Below are 22,285 nucleotides of genomic sequence, written 5' to 3'. Positions count from 1 at the left end.
CTGAATGGAGACGACCATGTTCAACGCCGTTCAACCGGCGCGCCCGACCGCGCACGCCAAGACGACGCTCAAGCCCTGGCGGGCCGCCCTGATCGGAATGATGGCGGCCACGCCCTCCCTGGCGGTCGCCGTCGCCGCCTTCGCCCATCCAGCCCCGGTGCAGAGCCCGGCGGCCTTCGCGTCGGACCGGCTGTCGGTCGAGGTGCTGGGCCAGGGACCGGACGTCATCCTGATCCCGGGCTTCGCGTCCTCGCGGGAGGTATGGCGGGCCGAGGCCGAGCGCCTGAGCGCCGCTCACCGGGTCCATCTGGTTCAGCTGGCCGGGTTCGCCGGAGAGCCCTGGGCGCACGGGCAGGGCGGGCCGTTCCTGGCGCCCGTCGTCGGCGAGCTGGAACGCTACATCCGCGAGCGCGGGCTGAAGCGTCCGGCGGTGATCGGCCACTCCATGGGCGGGCTGTTGTCGCTGATGCTGGCGGACGCGGCGCCCGAAGCGGTCTCCAGGGTGATGAGCGTCGACAGCCTGCCGTTCTTCGGCGCCCTGTTCGGGCCGACGGCGACGCCCGAGACGGTGCGTCCGGCGGCGCAGGCGACGGCCGCCGCCATCCTGTCCGCCGACGAGGCGACCTTCCGCCGGCAGCAGGCCCAGACCGCGATCGGCCTGGCCCGCAGCCCGGCCGCCCGCGAGGCGATGGTGGAGTGGTCGATGGCGTCGGACCGCCAGGCGCTGGCGGCGGCGATCTCGGAGGTTATGACCACGGACATCGGCCCGCGCCTGTCCGGAATCCGGGTTCCGGTGACCGCCGTCTACGCCGCCGACGCCGACGGCGGCGCGCCCGCCGCCATGGCCGACGCGATGTGGGCCAACGCCTATGCGGCGCTGCCGGATAAGACGCTGGTCCGGGTCGACGGCAGCCGCCACTTCATCATGGCCGACCAGCCCGCCCGGTTCGCCGAGGCGGTCGACGCCTTTCTGGCGGAGTGACGGCTCAGAAGTCGAAGAAGACCCGGGCCACGAGGGCGCCGTCGTCGATGTCGCTGTCGATCCAGTCCAGGCCCAGGGTCAGGGGACCGGCCGGCGCCTCGGCCCCTAGGCGCCAGTCGACCTTGCCGTCGGGGGCGAAGCCGCCGCGCTCGTGGCCGACCCGGGCGTGCAGCGACACCGGCCAGGCGATCGGGGCGTAGTCCGCGCCCAGCCACGCCCAGGTGTTGTCTTCGCCGCCGACGCCGGTCTGATCCGGCGCGTAGATGACCCCGGCGCTCAGTCGGGCCGGGCCGATGGCCCGCGCGATCTGCACCGGAAACTCCACGTAGTCGACGTCGGTCCCGTCGGGGTAGTGGTTGCTCCACACCCCGACGTCGACCTCGAAGCCCACGGCCTCGCCCGCCCAGCCCGCATAGGCCGTGACCTCGACCCGCGCGCCCTCGCCGTCGGCGTCGACGCCGTAGGGGTCGATCCCGGACAGCCACACGCCGGCGTAGGCCCCCGTCGCACGCGACGCCGTGACCTCGCCCTGGGCCGTGACGCCTTCGGACAGCATGTAACCGCGATCATAGTAGTCCGAGACCGCACCGACGCGACCGCTCAGCGCCCAGCCGCCGTCCTGGGCGATCGTCGGCGTCCCGATCAGCAGGGCCGCGCCCGCGATCGTCAGGCCCAGAGACTTCATGGCGTTCTCCCCGTCTTTTCCGCACGCTAGCGGAACGACGGGTTAAGGGGCGGTAACGCCAACACATCTTTCACCATGTCCGATAAGGCTGACTTATGGACTGGCCGGTAGCCTCGGCGGCATGGAAATCGTCGCTTCGCACAAGCAGAAGCTCGGCCGTGTGCTGTTGGCCGCCGCTCTGGTGGGCGTCGCCGCCATGGCGGGGGTGGCGATGCTGATCGCCTGGGCCGCCCTGTCCGTGGATCGGGTGGAGGTGGTTCGCGAGCAGAATCTGGTGCAGCGCCGAACGGCAGCGGCCCTGGAGCGGATCTCGGAAGACATCAACTCCGCCGCGATCTGGAACGAATCCGTCGTCGCCATGACCGGCGACCCGGACCTGCGATGGCTGCAGGTCAACTTCGGCGATTATTTCGCCGACTACATGGATCACGCCGCCACCCTGGTGCTGGACGGCGACGGGGCCGTGGTGCTCGCGTCGCGCGACAGCGAGCCCGTCGGGGTCCACGAACTCGCGACGTTCCACCAGGCCGCCCAGCCCCTGGTGGCGCGGGTTCGCGACGAGAGCGCGACGCCGGCCAGACGCGGCGCGCTGGGATTCGAGGGCGCGGTGTCCGCCACGGGGCTGGTGCGCGTCGAGGGCGAGGTCTGGCTGGTCGGCGCCGCGACGATCACGCCGGAAGACGCCGTGGTGGCCCGGCTCGACGCGGATCCGATCGTCGTCTCCGGTTATCCCCTCGATGCGCTGATCGCGTCGATCGGCCATGATCTCGATCTCAGGGACGTCGCCTTCACCCCCGATCCCGAGGCCGCGCGCCTGAGCCTGGCCGGGCCGAACGGGGAATGGATCGGCGGCCTCACCTGGACGCCTGAACGGATCGGGCTGAGCCTCCTGGCCGAAGGCGCCCGGATCATGGCCTGTGTGATCGCGCTTCTCGCGCTGGGCTGGGCCTGGCTGATGCTCTGGTTGCGACGGACGACGACCGCGATGGCCGAAGCCGAGGACTCCCTGATCCGCGCCAAGAACGCCGCGGAGGCCGCCAACGCGGTCAAATCGCGGTTCCTGGCCAACGTCAGCCATGAACTGCGCACGCCGCTGAACGGAATCGTGGGCATCGCCGAGGTCATGGCGACGCAGGATCTGACGCCGGTGCAGAAGCAACACCTGGATCTCATCCGATCGTCCGGCGGCCGTTTGACCGAACTGATCGAGGAACTGCTGCAACTCTCGCGACTGGAGCGCGGTCAGATCGTGACCCGCGCTGAGGTGTTCGATCTGGACGCCCTGGCGTCGTCGGTCGTCGAGCGACAGAGGCCGGCGGCGGCGGCCAAGGGCGTCGCGCTGCGGCAACGCGCGCCGAAGCTCGGACTGCGCAGGGGCGATCCCGAACATTTGGCCCAGGCGCTCAACCAGCTCATGGAGAACGCGGTCACCTACACCTCGGCGGGTCACGTCGAGCTTGCGGTGGCGGACACGGACGGTGTCGTCCGTTTCACCGTCGAGGATACCGGCGCCGGCCTCGAGGCGGCGAAGCTGGCGGAAGTGTTCGGCCTCTTCGTCCAGGGCGACGACAGCCTGACCAAACCGGCGGAGGGGCTGGGCGCCGGGCTGCCGCTATGCCGCATGCTGGTCGTGGCCATGGGGGGCCGCGTGCTGGCCGACAGCAAGCCGGGAGAGGGGTCGAGGTTCGTGGTTGAACTGCCCTTGCCGCCCGCCGGCCGGACCGACGGCCAGGACGCGCCGCCGGCCGACGCCCGGTCGTTTCGCGAAGCGTCGCTTCAGATCGCCGGCTGATCAGCCGGCCGACGCCGGCGGCTTGACCGGCTGGCCCGCGAACTCGTCGACATAGGCGGGCGCGACCAGGGCGCGGAAGGCGCTCTGCGGCACCTGCACCTGATAGGTCCCCTCGGCCCAGGGCCCGACCGTGTAGGGGGCGATCAGGAACGTCAGGCCGCCCGCCTTGCCGGGCGTCGTCGACGGGGCCAGCACGAACGGCGTCTCGATGGCGCGGGGGCAGCCGAAGGTGTCGGTCGCGCCCAGCCGGACGGGCGGGATCGTCGGGTCCTTGGCCTTCTTGGCCAGGTTGACGGCGTCGCACAGCGCCCGATCCAGCGCCGCCAGATCCGCGCCCGGGCGGAACAGCTGCGCGGGCTGGAGCGTGCGCTTCAGGGCCTTGTCCCAGAGCACCGAGGAGAAGGCCACGTTGCCGTGGGCTCCGCCGGTGTACTCCGCCACCTCGCGGCCCAGCGACAGCAGTTTCCCGGTCTCGGCGCCCGAGGTCCAGTCGATGTTGCGATAATAGCCGGGCATGCCGGAGCCGCCGAACTCGGACAGGTCCGCCTGGGCCCCCTCGGCGAACTGGCGCAGGTCGCGCACGTCGGCGGCGTACAGGCGGGCGTGCAGGTCCGGCTGGGTCTTGATCGCCTCGGGCAGCGCGAGCTTCACCTCCGCGTACTGGGTCTTGGAGTCGAAGTTCAGCGGGGCGGCGGCATCGGCCGGCGTCACGGTCGGCTGCGCGGGCGCGGGGCCCGGCGCCGGTTCGGCGGCCTCCTCACGGCGCTGGCAGCCCGCGAGCGTGGCGACGAGGGCGCATGTCAGCAGCAAACGGGCGGTCATCGGCGAACTCCGGTCAGGGCAGGCGAAGCGCCCCCAGCATGAGCGCGATCAGCGACAGAATGCCCGTCTCGCGATTGGACTTGAAGAGCCTGAGCGCCAGAGCGCCGTCTTGGGGCCTCAGGCGGGTCGTCTGCCAGACGAGATGCAGCGCCGCGAGCGCCACGCCCGCCCAGGCCCAGACCCCGAGGCCGGCGACCGTGACCGCGGCGGCCAGGAACAGGACGCTGACGACATAGAACAGGGCGACCCCGGCCCGCACGCTCCCCCCGAGCCGACGCGCGGTCGACCTGACGCCGACCAGGGCGTCGTCCTCTATGTCCTGGAGCGCGTAGATCGTGTCGTAACCCAGCGTCCAGAACACCCCGGACGCATAGAGCAGCAGCGCCGCCGCCCACGGCTCTCCCCCGGCCGCCGCGAAGCCCATCAGCGCGCCCCAGTTGAAGGTCAGGCCGAGCCAGGCCTGCGGCCACCAGGTGATCCGCTTCATGAACGGATAGGCGGCCACCGGCGCCAGCGACCCGATCCCCAGGGCTATCGCGACCGGCGGCAGGGTGAGCAGGATTAGGAAGCTGACCAGGCTGCACCCGACCAGGAAGCCCCAGGCCTGCTTGACCGAGATGCGGCCAGACGGGATCGGGCGGCCGGCGGTGCGGGTCACCCGGGCGTCGATGTCGCGGTCGACGATGTCGTTGTAGGCGCAGCCCGCCGCCCGCATCAGGCAGGCGCCGAGCGCGAAGCCGAGGATCAGCCACAGATCGTACAGGGCCGGCGCGCGACGCTCCGCCGCAAGGGCCAGCGCGATCCCCTGCCAGCCGGGCAGGAGCAGCAGCCAGATGCCGATCGGCCGGTCGAAGCGGCCTAGCTTGAGCCAGGGCTTCAACCCTTCGGGCGCGTGCTCGTCGACCCAGTTGCGGCCGGCGTCGGGCAGGGGGGCGCTGGTCATGAGCGGGGAATATCACGCCTGCCGGGAAAGTCGCCCCGGCGCGCCGATCACCCAAGCTGTGACTGGACGCCGCTTCAAAACCGGCCATCATTCCCTATCTCAGGCCACGACTCCCCCGAAACCGGACGACGAATGCCCAACAGGAGACCAGGTGAGAACGCCGGAGGCGGCCTAGGCGCCGCGACGGTCACCGAGACCAAGCCGAAGGTGCAGAAGCCTTCGCTGTACCGGGTGCTCATCCTGAACGACGACTACACGCCGATGGAATTCGTCGTCTACGTGCTGGAGCGGTTCTTCCAGAAGAGCCGCGAGGACGCGACCCGCATCATGCTGCACGTGCATCAGCATGGCGTCGGGGTCTGCGGCGTCTACACCTATGAGGTGGCCGAGACCAAGGTCGCCCAGGTCGTCGAAACCGCCCGCCGTCACCAGCATCCCCTGCAATGCACGATGGAAAAGGACTGAGATTCCCTTGCCCTCCTTCTCGCGCCCCCTCGAAGAGACCCTGCATCGCGCCGTCGCCTACGCCAACGCGCGTCGGCACGAATACGCGACGCTGGAGCATCTGCTTCTGGCGCTGATCGACGATCCCGACGCCGCCGGCGTCATGCAGGCCTGCAACGTGGACCTGGCGTCCCTGCGCGGCGCGCTGACGCTCTACGTCGACACCGATCTTTCGGCGCTCGCCACCTCCGACGGCGACGACGCCAAGCCCACCGCGGGCTTCCAGCGCGTGATCCAGCGCGCCGTGATCCACGTCCAGTCCTCGGGCAGGGAGGAGGTGACCGGCGCCAATGTGCTGGTGGCCATCTTCTCCGAGCGCGAGAGCCACGCCGCCTACTTCCTGCAGGAGCAGGACATGACGCGCTACGACGCGGTCAACTACATCGCCCACGGCATCGCCAAGAAGCCGGGCGCCGGCGAGACCCGCCCGGCGCGCGCCACGGGCGGCTCGCGTGAGGACGCCGAGGACGCCCAGGCCGTGAAGTCCGGCGGCGAGGCGCTGGAGGCCTATTGCGTCGACCTCAACGAGAAGTCGCGCCAGGGCAAGGTCGATCCGCTGATCGGCCGCCAGGCGGAGGTCGAGCGCTCCATCCAGATCCTGTGCCGCAGGACCAAGAACAACCCGCTGCTGGTCGGCGATCCGGGCGTCGGCAAGACCGCGATCGCGGAGGGGCTGGCGCGCAAGATCGTCAACGGCGAGGTGCCGGACATCCTGAAGGACGCCACCATCTACTCGCTCGACATGGGGGCGCTCTTGGCCGGCACCCGCTATCGCGGCGACTTCGAGGAGCGCCTCAAGCAGGTCGTCAAGGAGCTCGAGACCCACGACAACGCCATCCTGTTCATCGACGAGATCCACACGGTGATCGGGGCCGGCGCCACCTCGGGCGGGGCGATGGACGCCTCGAACCTGTTGAAGCCGGCGCTCGCGGCCGGCAGCCTGCGCTGCATGGGCTCGACGACCTACAAGGAGTACCGCCAGCACTTCGAGAAGGACCGCGCCCTGGTCCGGCGCTTCCAGAAGATCGACGTCAACGAGCCGACGGTCGAGGACTCGGTGAAGATCCTGCGGGGCCTCAAGAGCTACTACGAGGACCATCACAAGGTCCGCTACACCGAGGCGGCGGTGCGCACGGCGGTCGAGTTGTCGGCGCGCTACATGTCCGACCGCAAGCTGCCGGACAAGGCGATCGACGTCATCGACGAGGCGGGCGCCAGCCAGAAGCTGCTGCCGGAGTCCCGGCGCAAGAAGGTGATCGGCCTGAAGGAGGTCGAGAGCGTCATCGCCAAGATGGCCCGCATCCCGCCGAAGTCGGTCTCCAAGTCCGACACCGAGGCGCTGCGCGAGCTGAAGGCCGACCTGAATCGCGTCGTCTTCGGCCAGGAGGCGGCGATCGAACAGGTCACCGCCGCCATGAAGCTGGCGCGCGCGGGCCTTCGCGATCCGCAGAAGCCGATCGGCTGCTTCCTGTTCTCCGGCCCCACCGGCGTCGGCAAGACCGAGGTGGCCAAGCAGCTGGCGGGCACGCTGGGCATCGAGATGCTGCGCTTCGACATGTCCGAGTACATGGAGCGCCACACCGTCAGCCGCCTGATCGGCGCCCCTCCGGGCTACGTCGGCCATGACCAGGGCGGCCTGCTCACCGATGCGGTCGACCAGCACCCGCACGCGGTCGTCCTGCTGGACGAGATCGAGAAGGCGCACCCGGACGTCTACAACATCCTGTTGCAGGTGATGGACAACGGCCAGCTGACCGACGCGGTCGGCAAGAAGGTCGACTTCAGGAACGTCGTCCTGATCATGACCACCAACGCCGGCGCCGCCGACAACGCGCGGGCGGCCATCGGCTTCGGCCGCGGCAAGGTGGAAGGCGAGGACGAGAAGGCCATCCAGCGGCTGTTCGCGCCGGAGTTCAGGAACCGCCTGGACGCCATCGTGGCCTTCAAGGCGCTGGACTCCGAGACGATCAAGTCGGTGGTGACCAAGTTCATCCTGCAGCTGGAGGCCCAGCTGGCGGACCGGAACATCACCATCGCCCTGACCGACGAGGCGACGGACTGGCTGGCCAAGAACGGCTTCGACGAGCTCTACGGCGCCCGGCCGCTGGCCCGGGTCATCCAGGAGCACATCAAGAAGCCCCTGGCCGACGACATCCTGTTCGGCCGCCTGACCAAGGGCGGGCACGTCCAGGTGGTGCTGAAGGACGGCAAGATCGCCTTCGACATCAGCGACGCGACGGGCGCCCCGGCCGAAGAGGACGAGGACGTCACGGCCTGACGATCCGAGGCGACGCGAGCTCCGGCGACGGGGCTCGCGTCCGCCGTCCCCGCATCCTATGAACGCCCTCCAGAGCCATGGAGGGTCCACGCATGTTCAATCTCACCGGCAAGACCGCGCTGGTCACGGGCGCGACCGGCGGCATCGGGGGCGCGATCGCGCGCGCCCTGCACGCCCGGGGCGCGACGGTGGTGCTGTCGGGCACCCGCGAGGCGGTGCTGGCGGATCTGGCCGGAGAGCTGGGCGAGCGCGCGCATTTCGCGGCGGCGAACCTGTCCGATCCCGAATCGGTCGACGGCCTGGTCGGCGCGGCGGAGGCCGCGGCCGGCGCGCCGCTCGACATCCTGGTCGCCAACGCCGGCATCACCCGCGACGGCCTGATCCTGCGCATGAAGGACGAGGACTTCGAGCAGGTGCTGAAGGTCAATCTGGAGAGCTACTTCCGCCTGTCGCGGGCGGCGGTGAAGGGCATGATGAAGCGCCGCGCGGGCCGCATCATCGGCATCACCTCGGTCGTCGGCGTCACCGGCAACCCGGGCCAGACCAACTACGCCGCCTCCAAGGCCGGGATGATCGGGTTTTCGAAGTCGCTGGCCCAGGAGGTGGGCTCCAGGGGCATCACCGTGAACTGCATCGCCCCCGGCTTCATCGCCTCGCCCATGACCGATGTGCTGAACGACCAGCAGCGCGAGACCATCCTGAACCGCATTCCGCTGGGCCGGCTGGGCACGGGCGACGAGATCGCCGCGGCGGCGGTCTATCTGGCGTCCGACGAAGGCGCCTACGTCACCGGGCAGACTCTTCACGTGAACGGCGGCATGGCGATGCTCTGACGGCGGAGACGCCGATCACACCGCGCAACAGGCTATTTCCTCGCCCGTCGGCTGTGCTAAAGCCCGGGCGCAAGACCAACGAAGCGCTCTCGGGCGCGAACTGAAGGCAGAGACATGTCCGACACGCTTGAACGCGTCCGCAAGATCGTCATCGAACACCTGGACGCCGATCCGGACAAGGTGACGGAGAAGGCCAGCTTCATCGACGATCTGGGCGCCGACTCGCTCGACAACGTCGAGCTGGTCATGGCTTTCGAAGAAGAATTCGACATCGAGATCCCGGACGACGCCGCCGAGCACATCCAGACCGTCGGCGACGCGGTGAAGTTCATCGATTCCAAGACGGCGGCCTGAGGCCTTCCACGTCTTGAGCGGCATTCGTGGCCGTCCGGCGCGCCCTAGCGGGCAGCCCGGGCGGCCATTAATGTTTCCGGACCTAACGCGTTGAGGATTCGAAGGAGCGGAGCATGCGCCGCGTCGTCGTCACCGGCCTCGGCCTGATCACCCCCCTGGGCTGGGGTGTCGAGCACAGCTGGAAGGGCATCGTCGAGGGGCGCTCCGGCATCCGGCCGATCACCGTCTTCGACACCGAGGGCTACGGCTGCACCATCGCCGGCGAGGTGCCGTCGGTCGATGGACGCGGCGGGGGCGCCCCCGGCCGGCCGGGCGTCTTCGATCCGGACCAGGTGATGTCCGCCAAGGACAGGAAGCGCGTCGACGACTTCATCCTGTTCGCCATCGCCGCCGCCGACGAGGCGCTCCACGACGCCGGGTGGAAGCCCGAGAGCGACGAGGACAAGGAGCGGACCGGGGTCATGGTCGGCTCCGGCATCGGCGGCCTGGGGCCCATCGCCGACACCGCCATCGTCCTGAAGGAGCAGGGGGTCCGCCGGGTCAGCCCCTTCTTCATTCCGTCCGCCCTGATCAACCTGGCGTCCGGCCAGATCTCGATCCGCCACGGCCTGAAGGGGCCCAACCACTCGGTGGTCACGGCCTGCGCCACCGGCGCCCACGCCATCGGCGACGCGGCCCGCCTGATCGCGCTGGGCGACGCCGACGTGATGGTGGCCGGAGGCGCGGAGAGCTCCATCGTGCCGATCGGCATCGCCGGCTTCCTGGCGTGCCGGGCGCTGTGCACCGCCTACAACGACAGCCCGTCGGCCGCCAGCCGGCCCTACGACCGCGCCCGCGACGGCTTCGTCATGGGCGAGGGGGCCGGCGTCGTGGTGCTCGAGGACTACGACCACGCCGTCGCGCGCGGCGCCAAGATCTACGCCGAGGTGGTCGGCTACGGCCTGTCGGGCGACGCCTACCACATCACCGCCCCGTCGGAGGACGGCGAGGGCGGCTATCGGGCCATGGTCGCGGCGCTGAGGCGGGCGGGGCTGCAGCCTTCCGACATCGACTACGTCAACGCCCACGGCACCTCGACCATGGCCGACTGGATCGAGGCCAGAGCGGTCGAGCGGCTGGTGGGGAACCACGCGGCCAACGTGGCCATGTCCTCGACCAAGTCCATGACGGGCCATCTGCTGGGGGCCGCCGGCGCCATCGAGAGCATCTTCTCGATCCTGGCGATCCGCGACCAGATCGCCCCGCCCACGATCAATCTCGACGACCCGGAGCACGAGACCGCGATGGATCTGGTGCCGCACAAGGCCAAGCCGATGAAGATCGACGTGGTCATGTCCAACAGCTTCGGCTTCGGCGGCACGAACGCCTCCGTCGTCTTCCGGAAGGTCGCCTGACGTGGCGCTGTGGGGGGGCAAGGGCCGGGAGGCCGCGCGCCGTCGGCCGGGGTTGTTCGCGGGGCTGCTGGCCGCCTCGGCCACCGTCAGCCTGTTCCTCATCGCCGGCCTGATCTGGGCCTGGAGCGTCTACTACGGGCCGGGCCCCGGCGCGCGCCGGGGCGAGACCACGATCGTCACCCTGGCCTCGGGCTCCAACGTGGACGCCATCGGCGCCTCGCTGAGACGCGCCGGGGTGATCCGCTCCACCGACATGTTCAAGGCCGCCGTCAGCCTGACGGGCGCCGATCGCCGCCTGAGGGCCGGCGAGTACGAAATCCCCTCCCGAGCCTCGCTGGCCACGGTGATCCGGACCCTGACCGAGGGGCGGGTGGTGCGCCATTTCGTGACCCTGCCCGAGGGCTGGTCCTCGGCCCAGGCCGTCGACATCCTGATGGCCGAGGACATCCTGACCGGCGAGATCGAGGGCGTGCCGGAGGAGGGATCCCTCTGGCCCGAGACCTATGAGATCACGCGCGGCGAGACGCGCCAGTCGGTGATCGCGCGCATGCAGCGGGCGGCGGAGGAGAACCTCGCCCAGCTGTGGGCCCAGCGCGCGGCCAACCTGCCCGTCCGCACGCCCGAGGAGGCGGTGATCCTCGCTTCGATCGTCGAGAAGGAGACGGGCGTGGCCGCCGAGCGCCCGCGCGTGGCGGCGGTCTTCACCAACCGGCTGCGCCAGGGCATGCGGCTGGAGAGCGATCCCACCATCGTCTACGGCATCACCCAAGGGCGGCCGCTGGGCCGCGGCATCCGCCTGTCGGAGCTGCGGCGCGAGACGCCCTGGAACACCTATCTGATCGACGGCCTTCCGCCCACGCCGATCGCCAATCCGGGGCGCGACGCGCTGCGGGCGGTGCTCAACCCGCCCCAGACCGACGAACTGTTCTTCGTCGCCGACGGCTCGGGCGGCCACGCCTTCGCCCGCACCTACGACGAGCACCTCAGGAACGTCGCCCGCTGGCGCGCGATCGAGCGGGGCGAGACGCCGGCCGGCGAGCTGCCGCCCGAGGTCGCGCCCATGAGTCCCGAGGCCGAGGCGGTCGCCGAGGGCGAGGCGGTGATCACCCTTCAGCCCGAGGGCTCGGGCGCCCTGCGCCCAACCCCGGCCCAGCCCTGAGATCCAGCGAGTCCGCTTCGAATGTCCAATGACCGCAGCCCCCGCCGGGGCGTCCTCTTGATCGTCGCCAGCCCGTCGGGCGCGGGGAAGACCTCGCTGTGCCGCCGGTTGATGGCCGATCATGCGGGGCTCGAGCTGTCGATCTCCATGACCACCCGCGGCATCCGCCCGGGCGAGGTGGACGGTCGCGACTATCACTTCGTCGACCGCGAGGCCTTTCAGCGGCTGATCGACGAGGACGCGTTCCTGGAGTGGGCCGACGTGCACGGCAACCTGTACGGCTCGCCCCGCGCGCCGATCGACCGCGCCTTGGCCGAGGGTCGCGACGTGCTGTTCGACATCGACTGGCAGGGCGCGCGCGAGGTGGCGAGGAAATGCCCCGAGGACGCGGTGCGCGTCTTCATCCTGCCGCCCAGCCTGGAGGAGCTGAAGCGCCGGCTGGTCACCCGCTCGCAGGACTCCATGGACGTCATCGAGCGGCGGGTGACGAACGCCAAGGGCGAGATCGAGCACGCGGACGAGTTCGACTACGTCTTCGTCAACGACGACTTCGACCGGTCCTACGCCGAGCTGGCCCACATCTATCACGCCGAGCGCAGCCGCCGGTTCCGGAACCTGTGGGTGGAGGCCTATCGCCAGGCCCTGCTGAACGAGGCGGTCTGAGGACGCCGCACGGCGAAAGGCCCGACCGGGCGGTCGGGCCTTCCCCACGTGGGGTGTTTCAGCGCTTCCGCTTTTCCGACGTCCAAAGGGGGGCGGCCGTCGCGATGACGATGCAGCTGCCCGCCGCGAACCAGATCAGCGCCTCGGTCCGGTCTCCGGCCTGCAAGGCCTGAAGCACCACCAGCCCGTAGACCAGCAGGACGCCGGCCGCCGCGCCGATGATCACCGACCGATGACGCCCGTCGCGGCGTGTTTCGCAGGGCGACCCGGTCATTGGCGCACCGCCTGGACGCCGCGGTCCTCGAGGATCTCCTGGACGCTGTCGTCACCGGCGAGGTGCGCCGCGCCCACCGCGATGAAGACGTCGCCCGATCCGGCCAGCATGGTCTGGATCTGGTCGGCCCAGTCGCGGTTCCGGTTCGTCAGAAGGGCGTCGTAGAGCTCCTGCGACTCTTCTCGCATGCGGGTCACGCCGATGCTCTCGATGCCTTCGACGTCGCCGCTGGCCCAGGCGCCCACCAGACCGTCGAGGACGGTCGTCGCCTCCTTGTAGTCGCGGATGGCGGACCGCAGGAAGGCGAGCTGCGTCTCCTCGGACAGGCCCGCCAGCATGCGGATCTGCCCTTCCAGCGTCTCCAGCCCCTCGACGGGCTTGCCGTCGGCTTGGGCGCGCGCCCTCATTACCAGCTCCACGCCGGACTGGGGGTCGTAGCCGGCAGTGATCACCGGGGCGATCGAAATGGTCAGACCGGCGAGCCAGGGGCGCAGCGGATCGAGCTGGGCCGCGCTGGCGCCCAGGGCCTTCGCGGCTTCGTCCAGCTCGGCCAGCTCGGCGGCCGTCAGCAGGCTGGACAGGGGCGTCTGCGGCGACACGCCGTACTGCTGGACGATCGGCGCGGCGGCGGCCTGGTCGTCCGGATTGGTGATCTCGAGCACCAGCTTGTCGGCTTCGGCCAGGGCCTGGTCGACCTTGGCGGAGCCCCAGGGCGTGTTCGGGCGCAGGACGTGCACGGTGCCGAACAGCCAGATGCGCGAGTCGTCGTCCTGGATCAGCCACAGGGCCGGGCCGTCGCCGGTCGCGGGGGTCACGGCCGGGGCGGCCGTCTGGGCGGCGGCGCCGTCGACGATGGCGAAGGTCAGGGCCAGGCCGGCGGCCACGCCCACCACGTTGCGGGCGGCGGACTTGAGAAGGGGGGGCAGGGTCATCGTGAGATCTCCTTTCGGGGAAGAGGGGGTCATCCGAGACCGCGGCGGGTCGCGACGATCGAGGAGGCGAGGATGTAGAGGGCCATCATGATGCCGATCAGGCTCCAGGCGTTGACCTCGGGCGCGAGACCCAGCCGCTCGGCGGCGGCGTAGAGGAACAGCACCCCCTGAGCGAGCCAGAAGGTGAGGGCCCCGGCCTCCACGGTGATGCGGCGCAGAAGCTCGTCCGCGCGACGCCACAGGAGGAGGTTGGCGGCGGTCTGGATGGCGAGGAGCACGGCGATGCCGAGGAAGGTCACCTCGGGCGACAGGCCCAGCGGGGCGATGGGGGCCAGCAGCATGATCCCCGCCAGCGCCGTCACCGTGATCTGCAGAACCCCGCACCCCTTGGCGACATGGGTCGGCCGGTTCAGCATCACGAAGACGCTGATGACCGCCATGCCCAGGAGCGCCACGGCCACCAGACCGGCCACGGTGTCCGGCGCGTTCGTCTCGCCGAGGAAGGTGTACCGGGCCACCACTGCGCCCACCACGGCGCCCAGCGCGCCCAGCCCGACGCCGACGGCGATCTTGCGGGCGAGGGGGACGGGTCTTTCGTCGTCAGCGATCATGTTCAGCTCTCCTGATCGATGAAGATGCTCTCGATCGGCTGTCCGAAGACGCGCGCGATCTTGAAGGCGAGGGGAAGGGACGGATCGTAGCGGCCGGTCTCGAGGGCGTTGACGGTCTGGCGGGACACCCCCAGCCGCTCCGCGAGCTCGGCCTGGCTCCAGCTGCGCTCGGCGCGCAGGACTTTCAGACGGTTGTTCATGGGATCACCGATGCCTCAGCCACCAGACGGCCCAGGCGATCGCGTATCCGACCGCCTGGCTCAGCACCATGAACATCGCGCCGTTGTACAGCGCTTCGGTCGCGGGCATGTCGGACAGCGGGCCCAACGCCGCCGGATCGCTGCGGAACTGAACCGCGATCAGGATGATGAGGCCCGCCGCCATCCCGCCGGAGCCGCCCCAGAACCAGGCCCACTTGTGGGCCTCGCGGGCCGCCTCATCCAGGCGTCGCCACCATCCCATGCAGACGTAGAATCCGACCGCCAGGGCGACGGCGACGACCGCCATGGTGCCCAGGAGGCCCGCCGGACCGTCGACGTCGTCCAGATAGACCGACACCCCGCCCGCGACCGCGCCGGCCGCCAGGCATATGCCCATGACCCCTGCAAAGCTGCCCCAGTTGGGCGATCGACTCGACATGAAGACATCCTCGTCGTTGTGACAAGGGTGCTTTACCTGGCGCTCGACGCACTGTCAAGCGACATTGTCATTATGCAAAGTGTTAGCGACACCGCGCCGTTCAGGCCGCCATGCGCGCCATGTCGATGACGAAGCGATAGCGGACGTCCGACCGCTCCATCCGCGCGTAGGCCTCGTTGATCTGGTCGGGCGCGATCAGCTCGATGTCGCAGGCGATGCCGTGCGCGGCGCAGAAGTCGAGCATCTCCTGGGTCTCGCGGATGCCGCCGATCAGCGACCCGGCCACCGAGCGGCGCCGCCAGAGCAGCGGCATGGCGAACACCGGAAGGCCCTCGGTCGTGAGGCCCAGCATGACCATCGTGCCGTCCTTGGCCAGCAGCTGCAGATGGCCCGCGATCTCGTGGGTGGCCGAGACGGTGTTGATGATCAGGTCGAAGGTCTCGCCCGCCGCCTTCATCGCCTGGGCGTCGGAGTTGATCAGGAAGTGCTTCGCGCCCATCCGCTCCGCGTCCGCCTTCTTGCGGTCCGAGGTGGACAGCACCGTCACCTCGGCCCCCATCGCTACGGCCAACTTGACCGCCATGTGCCCGAGGCCCCCCAGCCCCACCACCGCCACCTTGGAGCCCGGACCGACTTTCCAGTGCCTGAGCGGCGAATAGGTGGTGATGCCCGCGCAGAGCAGGGGCGCGGCGGCGTCGAGCGGCAGGCTGTCGGGAATCCGCAGGACGTAGTTCTGGTCGACCGTGATCCGGTCGGAATAGCCGCCCTGGGTGATGGTCTGGCCGACCGGCCCGCCCTTCGGATCGGCCGAGCCGTAGGTCTGGGTCATGCCGGGGACGCAGTACTGCTCCTCGCCGGCGCGGCAGGGTTCGCAGACCCGGCAGCTGTCCACCATGCAGCCCACGCCCACCCGGTCGCCCACCTTGAAGCGGGTGACGTTGTCGCCGACGGCGGTGACCACGCCCGCGATCTCGTGGCCCGGCACGATCGGGTAGCGGGTGCCGCCCAGATCGTTCTTGGCGACGTGCAGATCCGAATGGCAGACGCCGCAGAACTTGATCTCGATCGCCACGTCGTCCGGGCCGGGGTCGCGCCGGTCGAAGCGGTAGGGCTCCAGCGGCTTGTCGGCGGCGACGGCGGCGAAGGCGCGCGTGGCGATCGGCATGGGAGGTCCTTTCAGGGGGGCGGAACGGCTCGGCTGCACATAGGTCGCCGGCCCGCCGTCGCAACTACGTCAGCCGTTCGATCAGGGCCTGCGCCGCCGCCGGATTGCGCACCTTCGCGCCGGCGATGAAGTAGGCGAAGACTTCGCCGCGTTTCGCCCAGGCTCGCGCGCGGTCCGCGACCGCGTCCAGTTCGCCCGAGGTCATGCCGGTCGGCTCCTCCTCCCGGCTGGACATCAGCCGGGCGTAGGTGAAGTCGGCGGTCGGCTGGTCGATGCGCGGCCACTCCGGCGCCTCGTCGTCCTCGGCGTAGACGATGGCGGCGCCGTACTTCGCCGCCAGATCGAAGAAGGCGGGGGTGTCGAAGCTGGGGTGGCGCACCTCCAGCGCATGACGCAGGCGCACCCCGTCGCGCTCCTCGGGCAGGAGCTTGAGGAACCCCTCGAAGTCTTCCGCGTCGAATCGCTTCGTGCCCATGAACTGCCAGTTCACGGGGCCGAGCTTGTCGCCCAGCGCGGTCAGTCCCTGGCCCAGGAACCGGTCCATCGACTCGCCCATGTCGGCCAGCACCTTGCGGTTGGTGCAGTAGCGGCTGGCCTTGACCGAGAAGACGAAGCCGTCCGGCGTCTCGTCGCGCCACTTCATCCAGCTGTCGGGCTTGAAGGTCGAATAGTAGGTGCCGTTGATCTCGATGGAGGTCAGGGCCCGGCTGGCGAACTCCAGCTCCTTCTTCTGGCTCAGCTTCTCCGGATAGAAGACGCCGCGCCACGGCTCATAGGTCCAGCCGCCGACGCCGACGCGGATGGGGTGGGTCATGGCGCGTCTCCATAGGGGGCGGCGATCCAGTTCTCGCGCGCGAATCGAATGCGGACGATGACGATGTCTGGCCCCTCGGTCTCGTACAGGATCATGTGCGCTTCGTGCGGATAGGCGCGGACCGGCGGGTCGATCTCGGTCCGCAATCTGGCGGCGTCAGGGAAGTCGGCCAGGAAAGCGAAAAGCTTCTCCAGCTCTTCCAGATAGCGTTCGGTTCGAGCGGCGCCGAAGCGCTCAAGCCCGTCCCAAAAGATCGCCGAGAGATCATCGTCGGCCTCCCGCGAGAGGCGGTAGCTCACGCCGCGCCCTTGCTACGCTCGAACTCGGCCTTGGCCTCTTCGAAGATCTGGCGGGGCGTCCGGTCGCTGATGCCCGACGCCCGGCCCTCGTCGATCAGCCGCTGCATCTGGGCGATCTTGTCCGCCCGGACCTGGTCCCGGCGGATCAGGTCCCGGACATAGTCGCTGGCGTTGGCGTAGCGGCCGTCGGCGGACTGGGCCTCGACCCAGGCCTTCATCTGATCGGGCAGGGAGATGTTCATCGTCGCCATGGCGCGAGTCTCACCCCTTGGCAAAGTTTGTCAACGACTACCCGCCGCGCTGCCGGCGCCGCAGCCGCTCCATCTCGCGCTCCACGGTGCGCTCATGGGCGCCGGACAGGCTGTAGCTGACGCTCACCGCGTGGGCGACGAGCCCGATGCCCCAGCCGAACAGCGACCAGAAGGCCCAGTCCACCCTGCCGTCCACGAACCAGTCCAGCCCGATCAGGCCGGCGTTCACCAGCACATAGGTCAGAAGATGCGCCTGCACGCTCATCCGCGCGGCGGCGCGCCGCTCGGCCGTTTCCCGCAGTGAGGCTTCGTCGTCGGTCATGGGGTCCCCCGTCATGCTCCCGGGCCGAGGATGGCGCCGATCGGCGACGGCCGGAAGATCAGTAGGCGAAGTCGCGATAGACCCGGCTGACGTCGCCGGCCCAGTCGCCATGATACAGATCCAGCAGGCGCTCGGCCGGGGTCACGCCGGAATCGGCGATGTCCTCCAGCTCGGCCAGATAGCCGCGCTCGTCCACCATCCCGCCCGAGAAGCGCGCGCGGTTCTTCAGGCCCTGCTTGGCGATGGCGACCATGTCGACGGCGACGTCGCGCAGGATCCGTCCGCCCACCTCGGCGCGCAGGCCCAGACGCGTCACGTCCCTGCGCAGACGCTCGTGGTCCTCCACGTCCCAGTCCTTGCACAGGTCCCACGCGGCCGCCTGCGACGGCGCGTCATAGAGGATGCCGGCCCACAGCGCGGGCAGGGCGCAGATGCGGCTCCAGGGTCCGCCGTCGGCGCCGCGCATCTCCAGATAGGACTTCAGCCGCACCTCCGGGAACAGGGTGGTCAGGTGGTCGCCCCAGTCCTTCAGCGTGGCCCGTTCCCCCGGCAGCTCGTCCAGCCCGCCGTCGATGAAGTGGCGGAACGACCGGCCCGCCAGATCGACGTACCGCCCGTCGCGCTTGGCGAAGTACATCGGCACGTCAAGGGCGTACTGGGCGTACCGCTCGAAGCCGAAGCCGTCCTCGAAGACGAAGTTCAGCATCCCGGTCCGGTCGCCGTCGGTGTCGGTCCAGACGTTGGCCCGCGCCGACAGGAAGCCGTTCGGCCGCCCTTCGGTGAAGGGGCTGTTGGCGAACAGGGCCGTGGCCACCGGCTGCAGCGCCAGGCTGACGCGGAACTTCTCCACCATGTCGGCCTCGGACTCGAAGTCCAGGTTCGCCTGGATCGTCGAGGTCCGCAGCATCATGTCCAGGCCCATCGACCCGACCTTGGGCATGTAGGCGCGCATGATGTCGTAGCGGCCCTTCGGCATCACCGGGATGTCCTCGCGGCGCCACATCGGATCGAAGCCGAGGCCCAGGAATCCCAGGCCCAGCTGGTCGGCGACCTGCTTGACCTCCAGGAGGTGCTGGCCGGTCTCGTTGCAGATGTCGTGAATGGTCGTCAGCGGCGCGCCCGACAGCTCGAACTGACCGCCGGGCTCCAGGCTGATCGAGGCGGTGAAGCCCTCGCCGTTGACCCGCTCCAGGGCGATGACCTTGTCGCCCTCGCGCACCGGCGCCCAGCCGAACCGCGTCAGGCCGTCCAGCATCTCGCGGATCCCGCCGGGGCCGTCGTAGGTCGGGCGCCGCAGGGTCGAGCGGTCGAAGCCGAACTTCTCGTGCTCCGCGCCGATCCGCCATTGCTCACGCGGCTTGATGCCCTTGGCCATGACGCCGACGAGATCGTCTAGCGAGAGCGGCGCCTGGTCGGTCATGCGGAATCCCCGAGTGTCGCGGCTAGATGGGCGGGAAAGCGTCGCCGCTCAAGAGGGTCGTCGGTGGGGCTACCGTTCCCAGTCCCCGAGCGTGGCCTGCCACAGGGTCAGGGCGACGACCGCGGCCGTGTCGGCGCGAAGCACGCGCGGTCCCAAGGACACGGGCGTGGTGAAGGGCAGGCCCCGCAGGCGCTCTCGCTCCTCCGGCGTGAAGCCGCCCTCGGGACCGATCAGGATGGCCCATTTCCTCCCTTCCCCCTCGATGGGGGAAGGGTCGGGGATGGGGGTGCTCGCACCGTACTCGTCGTCGTGGCGCATGAGGCGCTGATCTCCAGACGCCCTCGCCTCTCGCGCCTCATGCTTCGACGATTGCGGATCCACCCCCACCCAACCCTCCCCCATCGAGGGGGAGGGCTCTAGCAGCGCCCTTATCGCCGGCGGCCCGCCCGTCTCGTCGCAGAACATCAGCCGCCGCGCCGGGTCCCAGCCGTCCAGCACCGCCGACAGCCTTTCGGGATCCAGCACGGCGGGCACGTCCATCCGTCCCGTCTGCTCGGCGCTCTCCTCGGCGATGGCGTCCAGCCGATCCAGCCGCAGGTGCTGAGGCTGGGTGCGGGCGGTGGTGATCAGGCGGATGCGCGCGACGCCCAGCTCGGTCGCCTTCTCAACCGCGAACTCCAGCGCCGACTTCTTCACCGTGGCGATCAGCAGTTCCACGTCCGGCGGTGTGATCTGCTCGCGCATCCTGGCTTCGGCGCGCAGGATCACGCCCTTCTTCAGCACCTCGGCCACGACGGCGCGCCACTCGCCGTCCCGCCCGTTGAAGACCAGCAGGGCGTCCCCGGTCTTCAGCCGCATGACCTGGGTCAGATAGCGCGACTGCTCCAGGGTCGGCGCGATCGCCGCGCCGGGCGCGAGCTCGCTCGTGACGTGCAGCCGGATCATCGGCTCGTTCGCTATCAGGCCAGTTCGACGGCCATGGCGAGGGCCTCGCCGCCGCCGATGCAGAGCGACGCCATGCCCCTGGATTTGCCGTGGGCCTGCAGCGCCGCCAGCAGGGTGGCCATGACCCGCGCGCCGGACGCGCCGATGGGGTGCCCCAGAGCGCAGGCCCCGCCGTTCACGTTCAGCCGCGCGTGGTCGATGTCCATCTCGCGCATGGCGATCATGGGCACGACGGCGAAGGCCTCGTTGACCTCCCACAGATCGACATCCTCGACCGACCAGCCGGCCTTCTTCAGCGCCTTCTGCATCGCGGGCACGGGGGCGGTGGTGAACAGCGACGGCTCGTGGGCGTGGGCGGCGTGGGCGACGACCCGGGCGACGATGGGCAGGTTCAGCGCCCTGGCCACGCTCTCACGCGTCATGACCAGCGCCGCGGCGCCGTCGGAGATGGAGCTGGCGTTGGCCGCCGTGATCGTGCCGTCCTTGGCGAAGGCGGGCTTCAGGTTCGGGATCTTGGCCGGGTCGGCCTTCATCGGCTGTTCGTCCTGGCTGACCACGTCCACGCCCTTGCGGGTCGTGACCTCCACCGGCACGATCTCGGCGGAGAAGGCGCCGGTCTCCGTCGCCTTGCGCGCCCGGTTCAGGCTCTCGATGGCGTAGGCGTCCTGCGCCTCCCGCGTGAACTGGTACTGACGGGCCGTGTCCTCGGCGAAGGCGCCCATCAGCTTTCCGGGGGTGTAGGCGTCCTCCAGCCCGTCCAGGTACATGCTGTCACTGATCACGTCGTGGCCGATGCGGGCTCCGCCGCGGTGCTTGGCCATCAGGTAGGGGGCCCCGGTCATCGACTCCATGCCGCCCGCGACGATCACGTCGACGGTTCCGGCCGCCAGGGCGTCGTGCGCCATGGCGGCGGCCTGAAGCCCCGAGCCGCACATCTTGTTGAGCGTGGTCGCCTCGACATGCAGGCCCAGTCCGGCGCCGATCGCCGCCTGGCGCGCCGGGGCCTGGCCCAGGCCCGCCGGCAGGACGCACCCCATCAGGATCTGCTCGATCCGCTCGGCCTCGACGCCCGCGCGCTCCACCGCCGCCTTGACGGCCGCGGCGCCCAGCTCGGTCGACTTCACGCCGGACAGCGCGCCCTGGAAGCCGCCCATCGGCGTGCGGGCGAAGGAGCAGATGACGACCGGATCGGACATGAGGAACCTCTCTTTGGGCGCGGATTAGGGGAGGGCGGCCACGAATGGCAAGCGGCGCTATCGCACGGCCGACAGCTTCCGACGCTGGCGCACCAGGGCGATCGGCGCGCCGCCACGGGCGAAGGCGCCGCCGTCCTCCACCGCCCAGCCGCCGCCCAGGTCCCGCGTCGCGTACTCGAAGAACACCCAGCCGTCCGGCGCTGTATCGGGCGTGATCGGCTTCAGCACGTCGATCCTCAGGTCCACGCTGGCGGCGATCGCGGGCGGGGCGGGCAGGGCGGTCCAGTAGGTCGGATAGACCCCGTCCAGCAGGAAGCACAGCCGCGCCTCATCCAGAGGCGCGCCGTCAGCGATGCGGACCCAGACCCTGAGCGTCGGATCGTCGGGCGGATTGTGGCCGAACAGCTTGGGCCCGTCCTCGAAGCGGTACTCCATGAAAGGGGTGAACCAGGGGCCGTAGCGCGGATCCAGCGGCAGGGACGGCAGCGATTCGGGACCGCCCGGCGCGCGGCGCAGCGGCGTCAGCGTCGGGCCGGAGAACTCCCGCCCGAACGTCGCCAGTGCGCTCAGGATATGGCGGTCGCCCTGGGTCGCCGCGACCGTGGCGAAGGCGGCCGAACGGCCGCCCCGGGTCAGGTGCGGCCGGAACAGCACCGGCGCGTCAAAGGCGGCCGCGGCCACATACTGCACGGTCAGCGACCGGAGCGGCGGCTCGATCGCGAGGCCGTCCCGCGCCGCCCGCGTCGCCAGCGCCGCCATCAGGCCGCCGAACGGCCCGCCGCGCTCGGCCGGCATGGAGAGGGGCGCGTTCGAGAACCGCGGCGACACGCGCGCGCTCAGCCCGTCGTCCGCCGCGTCGAGGGCGAAGGCGGTCTCCAGCGTGACCTCGGTCATCATCTCTCCGCACAGGAAGTCGGCCGGCGATCTAGCACGGGATCGGCCGGCCGCAGGTGAGGAACGCGAACGGCGCGGGGACGCCACACCGTTGCGTTTCAATACTTACCTGCT

26 protein-coding genes are annotated in these 22,285 nt (G+C 70.1%); 9 read left to right on the top strand and 17 right to left on the bottom strand.

All coding sequences use genetic code 11. The features are described 5' to 3' along the window. Positions 1-16: 16 nt before the first annotated feature. Positions 17-982: an alpha/beta fold hydrolase gene (locus ACFFGE_RS03525; RefSeq protein WP_376834350.1), complete on the top strand. Its 966-nt coding sequence runs from the start codon at positions 17-19 to the stop codon at positions 980-982. A 4-nt stretch (positions 983-986) separates the two neighbouring features. On the opposite strand, the gene ACFFGE_RS03520 is transcribed toward ACFFGE_RS03525, so the two are convergent. After that, complete coding sequence (locus ACFFGE_RS03520) at positions 987-1,667, bottom strand: TorF family putative porin (protein ID WP_376834347.1); 681 nt, start codon at positions 1,665-1,667, stop codon at positions 987-989. Between the two features lie 121 nt (positions 1,668-1,788). Between ACFFGE_RS03520 and ACFFGE_RS03515 the strand changes: the two genes are divergently transcribed. Then, a complete protein-coding gene (locus tag ACFFGE_RS03515; RefSeq protein ID WP_376834345.1) occupies positions 1,789-3,459 on the top strand; it encodes a sensor histidine kinase in 1,671 nt (556 codons plus the stop codon). Here ACFFGE_RS03515 and ACFFGE_RS03510 read toward each other — a convergent pair whose 3' ends face one another. Next, a complete protein-coding gene (locus tag ACFFGE_RS03510; RefSeq protein ID WP_376834344.1) occupies positions 3,460-4,281 on the bottom strand; it encodes a PdaC/RsiV family protein in 822 nt (273 codons plus the stop codon). A gap of 13 nt (positions 4,282-4,294) precedes the next feature. Beyond that, the gene (gene ubiA / locus ACFFGE_RS03505; protein WP_376834342.1) at positions 4,295-5,224 is read right to left on the bottom strand and encodes a 4-hydroxybenzoate octaprenyltransferase; all 930 of its coding nucleotides are present in this window, start codon (positions 5,222-5,224) and stop codon (positions 4,295-4,297) included. Positions 5,225-5,356: 132 nt separating this feature from the next. On the opposite strand from ubiA, the gene clpS reads away from it, so the two are divergent. The 7 genes from clpS (at position 5,357) to gmk (ending at position 12,409) form a co-directional block, all read left to right on the top strand. Continuing rightward, positions 5,357-5,689: an ATP-dependent Clp protease adapter ClpS gene (clpS, locus tag ACFFGE_RS03500; protein ID WP_376834340.1), complete on the top strand. Its 333-nt coding sequence runs from the start codon at positions 5,357-5,359 to the stop codon at positions 5,687-5,689. A gap of 7 nt (positions 5,690-5,696) precedes the next feature. Next, positions 5,697-8,006: an ATP-dependent Clp protease ATP-binding subunit ClpA gene (gene clpA / locus ACFFGE_RS03495; RefSeq protein ID WP_376834338.1), complete on the top strand. Its 2,310-nt coding sequence runs from the start codon at positions 5,697-5,699 to the stop codon at positions 8,004-8,006. Positions 8,007-8,098: 92 nt separating this feature from the next. Continuing rightward, complete coding sequence (gene fabG / locus ACFFGE_RS03490; protein WP_376834336.1) at positions 8,099-8,839, top strand: 3-oxoacyl-[acyl-carrier-protein] reductase; 741 nt, start codon at positions 8,099-8,101, stop codon at positions 8,837-8,839. Positions 8,840-8,953: 114 nt separating this feature from the next. After that, positions 8,954-9,193: an acyl carrier protein gene (locus tag ACFFGE_RS03485; RefSeq protein ID WP_376834334.1), complete on the top strand. Its 240-nt coding sequence runs from the start codon at positions 8,954-8,956 to the stop codon at positions 9,191-9,193. Positions 9,194-9,306: 113 nt separating this feature from the next. Further along, entirely contained in the window at positions 9,307-10,587 is a 1,281-nt protein-coding gene (gene fabF / locus ACFFGE_RS03480) for a beta-ketoacyl-ACP synthase II (RefSeq protein ID WP_376834332.1), read from the top strand. Between the two features lies 1 nt (position 10,588). Further along, positions 10,589-11,746: an endolytic transglycosylase MltG gene (gene mltG / locus ACFFGE_RS03475; protein ID WP_376834330.1), complete on the top strand. Its 1,158-nt coding sequence runs from the start codon at positions 10,589-10,591 to the stop codon at positions 11,744-11,746. 21 nt (positions 11,747-11,767) lie between these two features. Beyond that, positions 11,768-12,409 carry a guanylate kinase gene (gene gmk, locus ACFFGE_RS03470; protein WP_376834328.1) on the top strand — a complete coding sequence of 214 codons (642 nt, stop codon included), beginning with the start codon at positions 11,768-11,770 and terminating at the stop codon, positions 12,407-12,409. Positions 12,410-12,467: 58 nt separating this feature from the next. Here gmk and ACFFGE_RS03465 read toward each other — a convergent pair whose 3' ends face one another. From ACFFGE_RS03465 to ACFFGE_RS03400, 14 genes are all read right to left on the bottom strand, one after another. Further along, entirely contained in the window at positions 12,468-12,683 is a 216-nt protein-coding gene (locus tag ACFFGE_RS03465) for a hypothetical protein (protein ID WP_376834326.1), read from the bottom strand. Continuing rightward, complete coding sequence (locus ACFFGE_RS03460; RefSeq protein ID WP_376834324.1) at positions 12,680-13,615, bottom strand: TraB/GumN family protein; 936 nt, start codon at positions 13,613-13,615, stop codon at positions 12,680-12,682. Before ACFFGE_RS03460 ends, ACFFGE_RS03465 begins: the two co-directional genes overlap by 4 nt. Before the next feature lie 29 nt (positions 13,616-13,644). Then, positions 13,645-14,226 (bottom strand): hypothetical protein, encoded by a 582-nt coding sequence (locus ACFFGE_RS03455; protein WP_376834322.1) that lies wholly within the window; start codon positions 14,224-14,226, stop codon positions 13,645-13,647. Between the two features lie 2 nt (positions 14,227-14,228). Then, a complete protein-coding gene (locus tag ACFFGE_RS03450) occupies positions 14,229-14,426 on the bottom strand; it encodes a helix-turn-helix transcriptional regulator (RefSeq protein ID WP_376834321.1) in 198 nt (65 codons plus the stop codon). A gap of 4 nt (positions 14,427-14,430) precedes the next feature. Then, on the bottom strand, positions 14,431-14,865 hold the full coding sequence (locus ACFFGE_RS03445) for a hypothetical protein (RefSeq protein WP_376834319.1): 435 nt from the start codon (positions 14,863-14,865) through the stop codon (positions 14,431-14,433). A gap of 100 nt (positions 14,866-14,965) precedes the next feature. After that, positions 14,966-16,030, bottom strand: a complete 1,065-nt coding sequence (locus ACFFGE_RS03440) for an NAD(P)-dependent alcohol dehydrogenase (RefSeq protein ID WP_376834317.1) — start codon at positions 16,028-16,030, stop codon at positions 14,966-14,968. Between the two features lie 64 nt (positions 16,031-16,094). After that, a complete protein-coding gene (locus ACFFGE_RS03435; protein ID WP_376834315.1) occupies positions 16,095-16,844 on the bottom strand; it encodes a DUF72 domain-containing protein in 750 nt (249 codons plus the stop codon). Continuing rightward, positions 16,841-17,143: a type II toxin-antitoxin system RelE/ParE family toxin gene (locus tag ACFFGE_RS03430; protein ID WP_376834313.1), complete on the bottom strand. Its 303-nt coding sequence runs from the start codon at positions 17,141-17,143 to the stop codon at positions 16,841-16,843. The genes ACFFGE_RS03435 and ACFFGE_RS03430 overlap by 4 nt, the downstream gene beginning before the upstream one ends. Beyond that, a complete protein-coding gene (locus ACFFGE_RS03425; RefSeq protein WP_376834311.1) occupies positions 17,140-17,394 on the bottom strand; it encodes a type II toxin-antitoxin system ParD family antitoxin in 255 nt (84 codons plus the stop codon). Before ACFFGE_RS03425 ends, ACFFGE_RS03430 begins: the two co-directional genes overlap by 4 nt. A gap of 37 nt (positions 17,395-17,431) precedes the next feature. After that, positions 17,432-17,716, bottom strand: a complete 285-nt coding sequence (locus ACFFGE_RS03420; RefSeq protein ID WP_376834309.1) for a 2TM domain-containing protein — start codon at positions 17,714-17,716, stop codon at positions 17,432-17,434. A 58-nt stretch (positions 17,717-17,774) separates the two neighbouring features. Beyond that, positions 17,775-19,136 carry a glutamate--cysteine ligase gene (locus ACFFGE_RS03415; protein WP_376834307.1) on the bottom strand — a complete coding sequence of 454 codons (1,362 nt, stop codon included), beginning with the start codon at positions 19,134-19,136 and terminating at the stop codon, positions 17,775-17,777. A 69-nt stretch (positions 19,137-19,205) separates the two neighbouring features. Beyond that, positions 19,206-20,081, bottom strand: coding sequence for a 16S rRNA (uracil(1498)-N(3))-methyltransferase (locus tag ACFFGE_RS03410; protein ID WP_376834305.1), 876 nt, complete (start codon positions 20,079-20,081; stop codon positions 19,206-19,208). 14 nt (positions 20,082-20,095) lie between these two features. Further along, positions 20,096-21,277 carry an acetyl-CoA C-acyltransferase gene (locus tag ACFFGE_RS03405; RefSeq protein WP_376834304.1) on the bottom strand — a complete coding sequence of 394 codons (1,182 nt, stop codon included), beginning with the start codon at positions 21,275-21,277 and terminating at the stop codon, positions 20,096-20,098. Between the two features lie 57 nt (positions 21,278-21,334). Then, the gene (locus ACFFGE_RS03400) at positions 21,335-22,171 is read right to left on the bottom strand and encodes an acyl-CoA thioesterase (RefSeq protein ID WP_376834303.1); all 837 of its coding nucleotides are present in this window, start codon (positions 22,169-22,171) and stop codon (positions 21,335-21,337) included. Positions 22,172-22,285: the final 114 nt, after the last annotated feature.

The organism is Brevundimonas balnearis, assembly GCF_042434805.1.
Classification (GTDB): Bacteria; Pseudomonadota; Alphaproteobacteria; order Caulobacterales; family Caulobacteraceae; genus Brevundimonas; species Brevundimonas balnearis.
This window is presented reverse-complemented; position numbering and strand designations above follow the sequence as displayed.

Excerpts from the sequence above, each read along its gene's own strand:
- ACFFGE_RS03525 (WP_376834350.1), top strand. The coding sequence starts at position 17 with ATGTTCAACGCCGTTCAACCGGCGCGCCCGACCGCGCACGCCAAGACG.
- ACFFGE_RS03520 (WP_376834347.1), bottom strand. The coding sequence starts at position 1,667 with ATGAAGTCTCTGGGCCTGACGATCGCGGGCGCGGCCCTGCTGATCGGG.
- ACFFGE_RS03515 (WP_376834345.1), top strand. The coding sequence starts at position 1,789 with ATGGAAATCGTCGCTTCGCACAAGCAGAAGCTCGGCCGTGTGCTGTTG.
- ACFFGE_RS03510 (WP_376834344.1), bottom strand. The coding sequence starts at position 4,281 with ATGACCGCCCGTTTGCTGCTGACATGCGCCCTCGTCGCCACGCTCGCG.
- ubiA (WP_376834342.1), bottom strand. The coding sequence starts at position 5,224 with ATGACCAGCGCCCCCCTGCCCGACGCCGGCCGCAACTGGGTCGACGAG.
- clpS (WP_376834340.1), top strand. The coding sequence starts at position 5,357 with ATGCCCAACAGGAGACCAGGTGAGAACGCCGGAGGCGGCCTAGGCGCC.
- fabG (WP_376834336.1), top strand. The coding sequence starts at position 8,099 with ATGTTCAATCTCACCGGCAAGACCGCGCTGGTCACGGGCGCGACCGGC.
- ACFFGE_RS03485 (WP_376834334.1), top strand. The coding sequence starts at position 8,954 with ATGTCCGACACGCTTGAACGCGTCCGCAAGATCGTCATCGAACACCTG.
- fabF (WP_376834332.1), top strand. The coding sequence starts at position 9,307 with ATGCGCCGCGTCGTCGTCACCGGCCTCGGCCTGATCACCCCCCTGGGC.
- gmk (WP_376834328.1), top strand. The coding sequence starts at position 11,768 with ATGTCCAATGACCGCAGCCCCCGCCGGGGCGTCCTCTTGATCGTCGCC.
- ACFFGE_RS03465 (WP_376834326.1), bottom strand. The coding sequence starts at position 12,683 with ATGACCGGGTCGCCCTGCGAAACACGCCGCGACGGGCGTCATCGGTCG.
- ACFFGE_RS03460 (WP_376834324.1), bottom strand. The coding sequence starts at position 13,615 with ATGACCCTGCCCCCCCTTCTCAAGTCCGCCGCCCGCAACGTGGTGGGC.
- ACFFGE_RS03455 (WP_376834322.1), bottom strand. The coding sequence starts at position 14,226 with ATGATCGCTGACGACGAAAGACCCGTCCCCCTCGCCCGCAAGATCGCC.
- ACFFGE_RS03450 (WP_376834321.1), bottom strand. The coding sequence starts at position 14,426 with ATGAACAACCGTCTGAAAGTCCTGCGCGCCGAGCGCAGCTGGAGCCAG.
- ACFFGE_RS03445 (WP_376834319.1), bottom strand. The coding sequence starts at position 14,865 with ATGTCGAGTCGATCGCCCAACTGGGGCAGCTTTGCAGGGGTCATGGGC.
- ACFFGE_RS03440 (WP_376834317.1), bottom strand. The coding sequence starts at position 16,030 with ATGCCGATCGCCACGCGCGCCTTCGCCGCCGTCGCCGCCGACAAGCCG.
- ACFFGE_RS03435 (WP_376834315.1), bottom strand. The coding sequence starts at position 16,844 with ATGACCCACCCCATCCGCGTCGGCGTCGGCGGCTGGACCTATGAGCCG.
- ACFFGE_RS03425 (WP_376834311.1), bottom strand. The coding sequence starts at position 17,394 with ATGGCGACGATGAACATCTCCCTGCCCGATCAGATGAAGGCCTGGGTC.
- ACFFGE_RS03420 (WP_376834309.1), bottom strand. The coding sequence starts at position 17,716 with ATGACCGACGACGAAGCCTCACTGCGGGAAACGGCCGAGCGGCGCGCC.
- ACFFGE_RS03415 (WP_376834307.1), bottom strand. The coding sequence starts at position 19,136 with ATGACCGACCAGGCGCCGCTCTCGCTAGACGATCTCGTCGGCGTCATG.
- ACFFGE_RS03410 (WP_376834305.1), bottom strand. The coding sequence starts at position 20,081 with ATGATCCGGCTGCACGTCACGAGCGAGCTCGCGCCCGGCGCGGCGATC.
- ACFFGE_RS03405 (WP_376834304.1), bottom strand. The coding sequence starts at position 21,277 with ATGTCCGATCCGGTCGTCATCTGCTCCTTCGCCCGCACGCCGATGGGC.
- ACFFGE_RS03400 (WP_376834303.1), bottom strand. The coding sequence starts at position 22,171 with ATGACCGAGGTCACGCTGGAGACCGCCTTCGCCCTCGACGCGGCGGAC.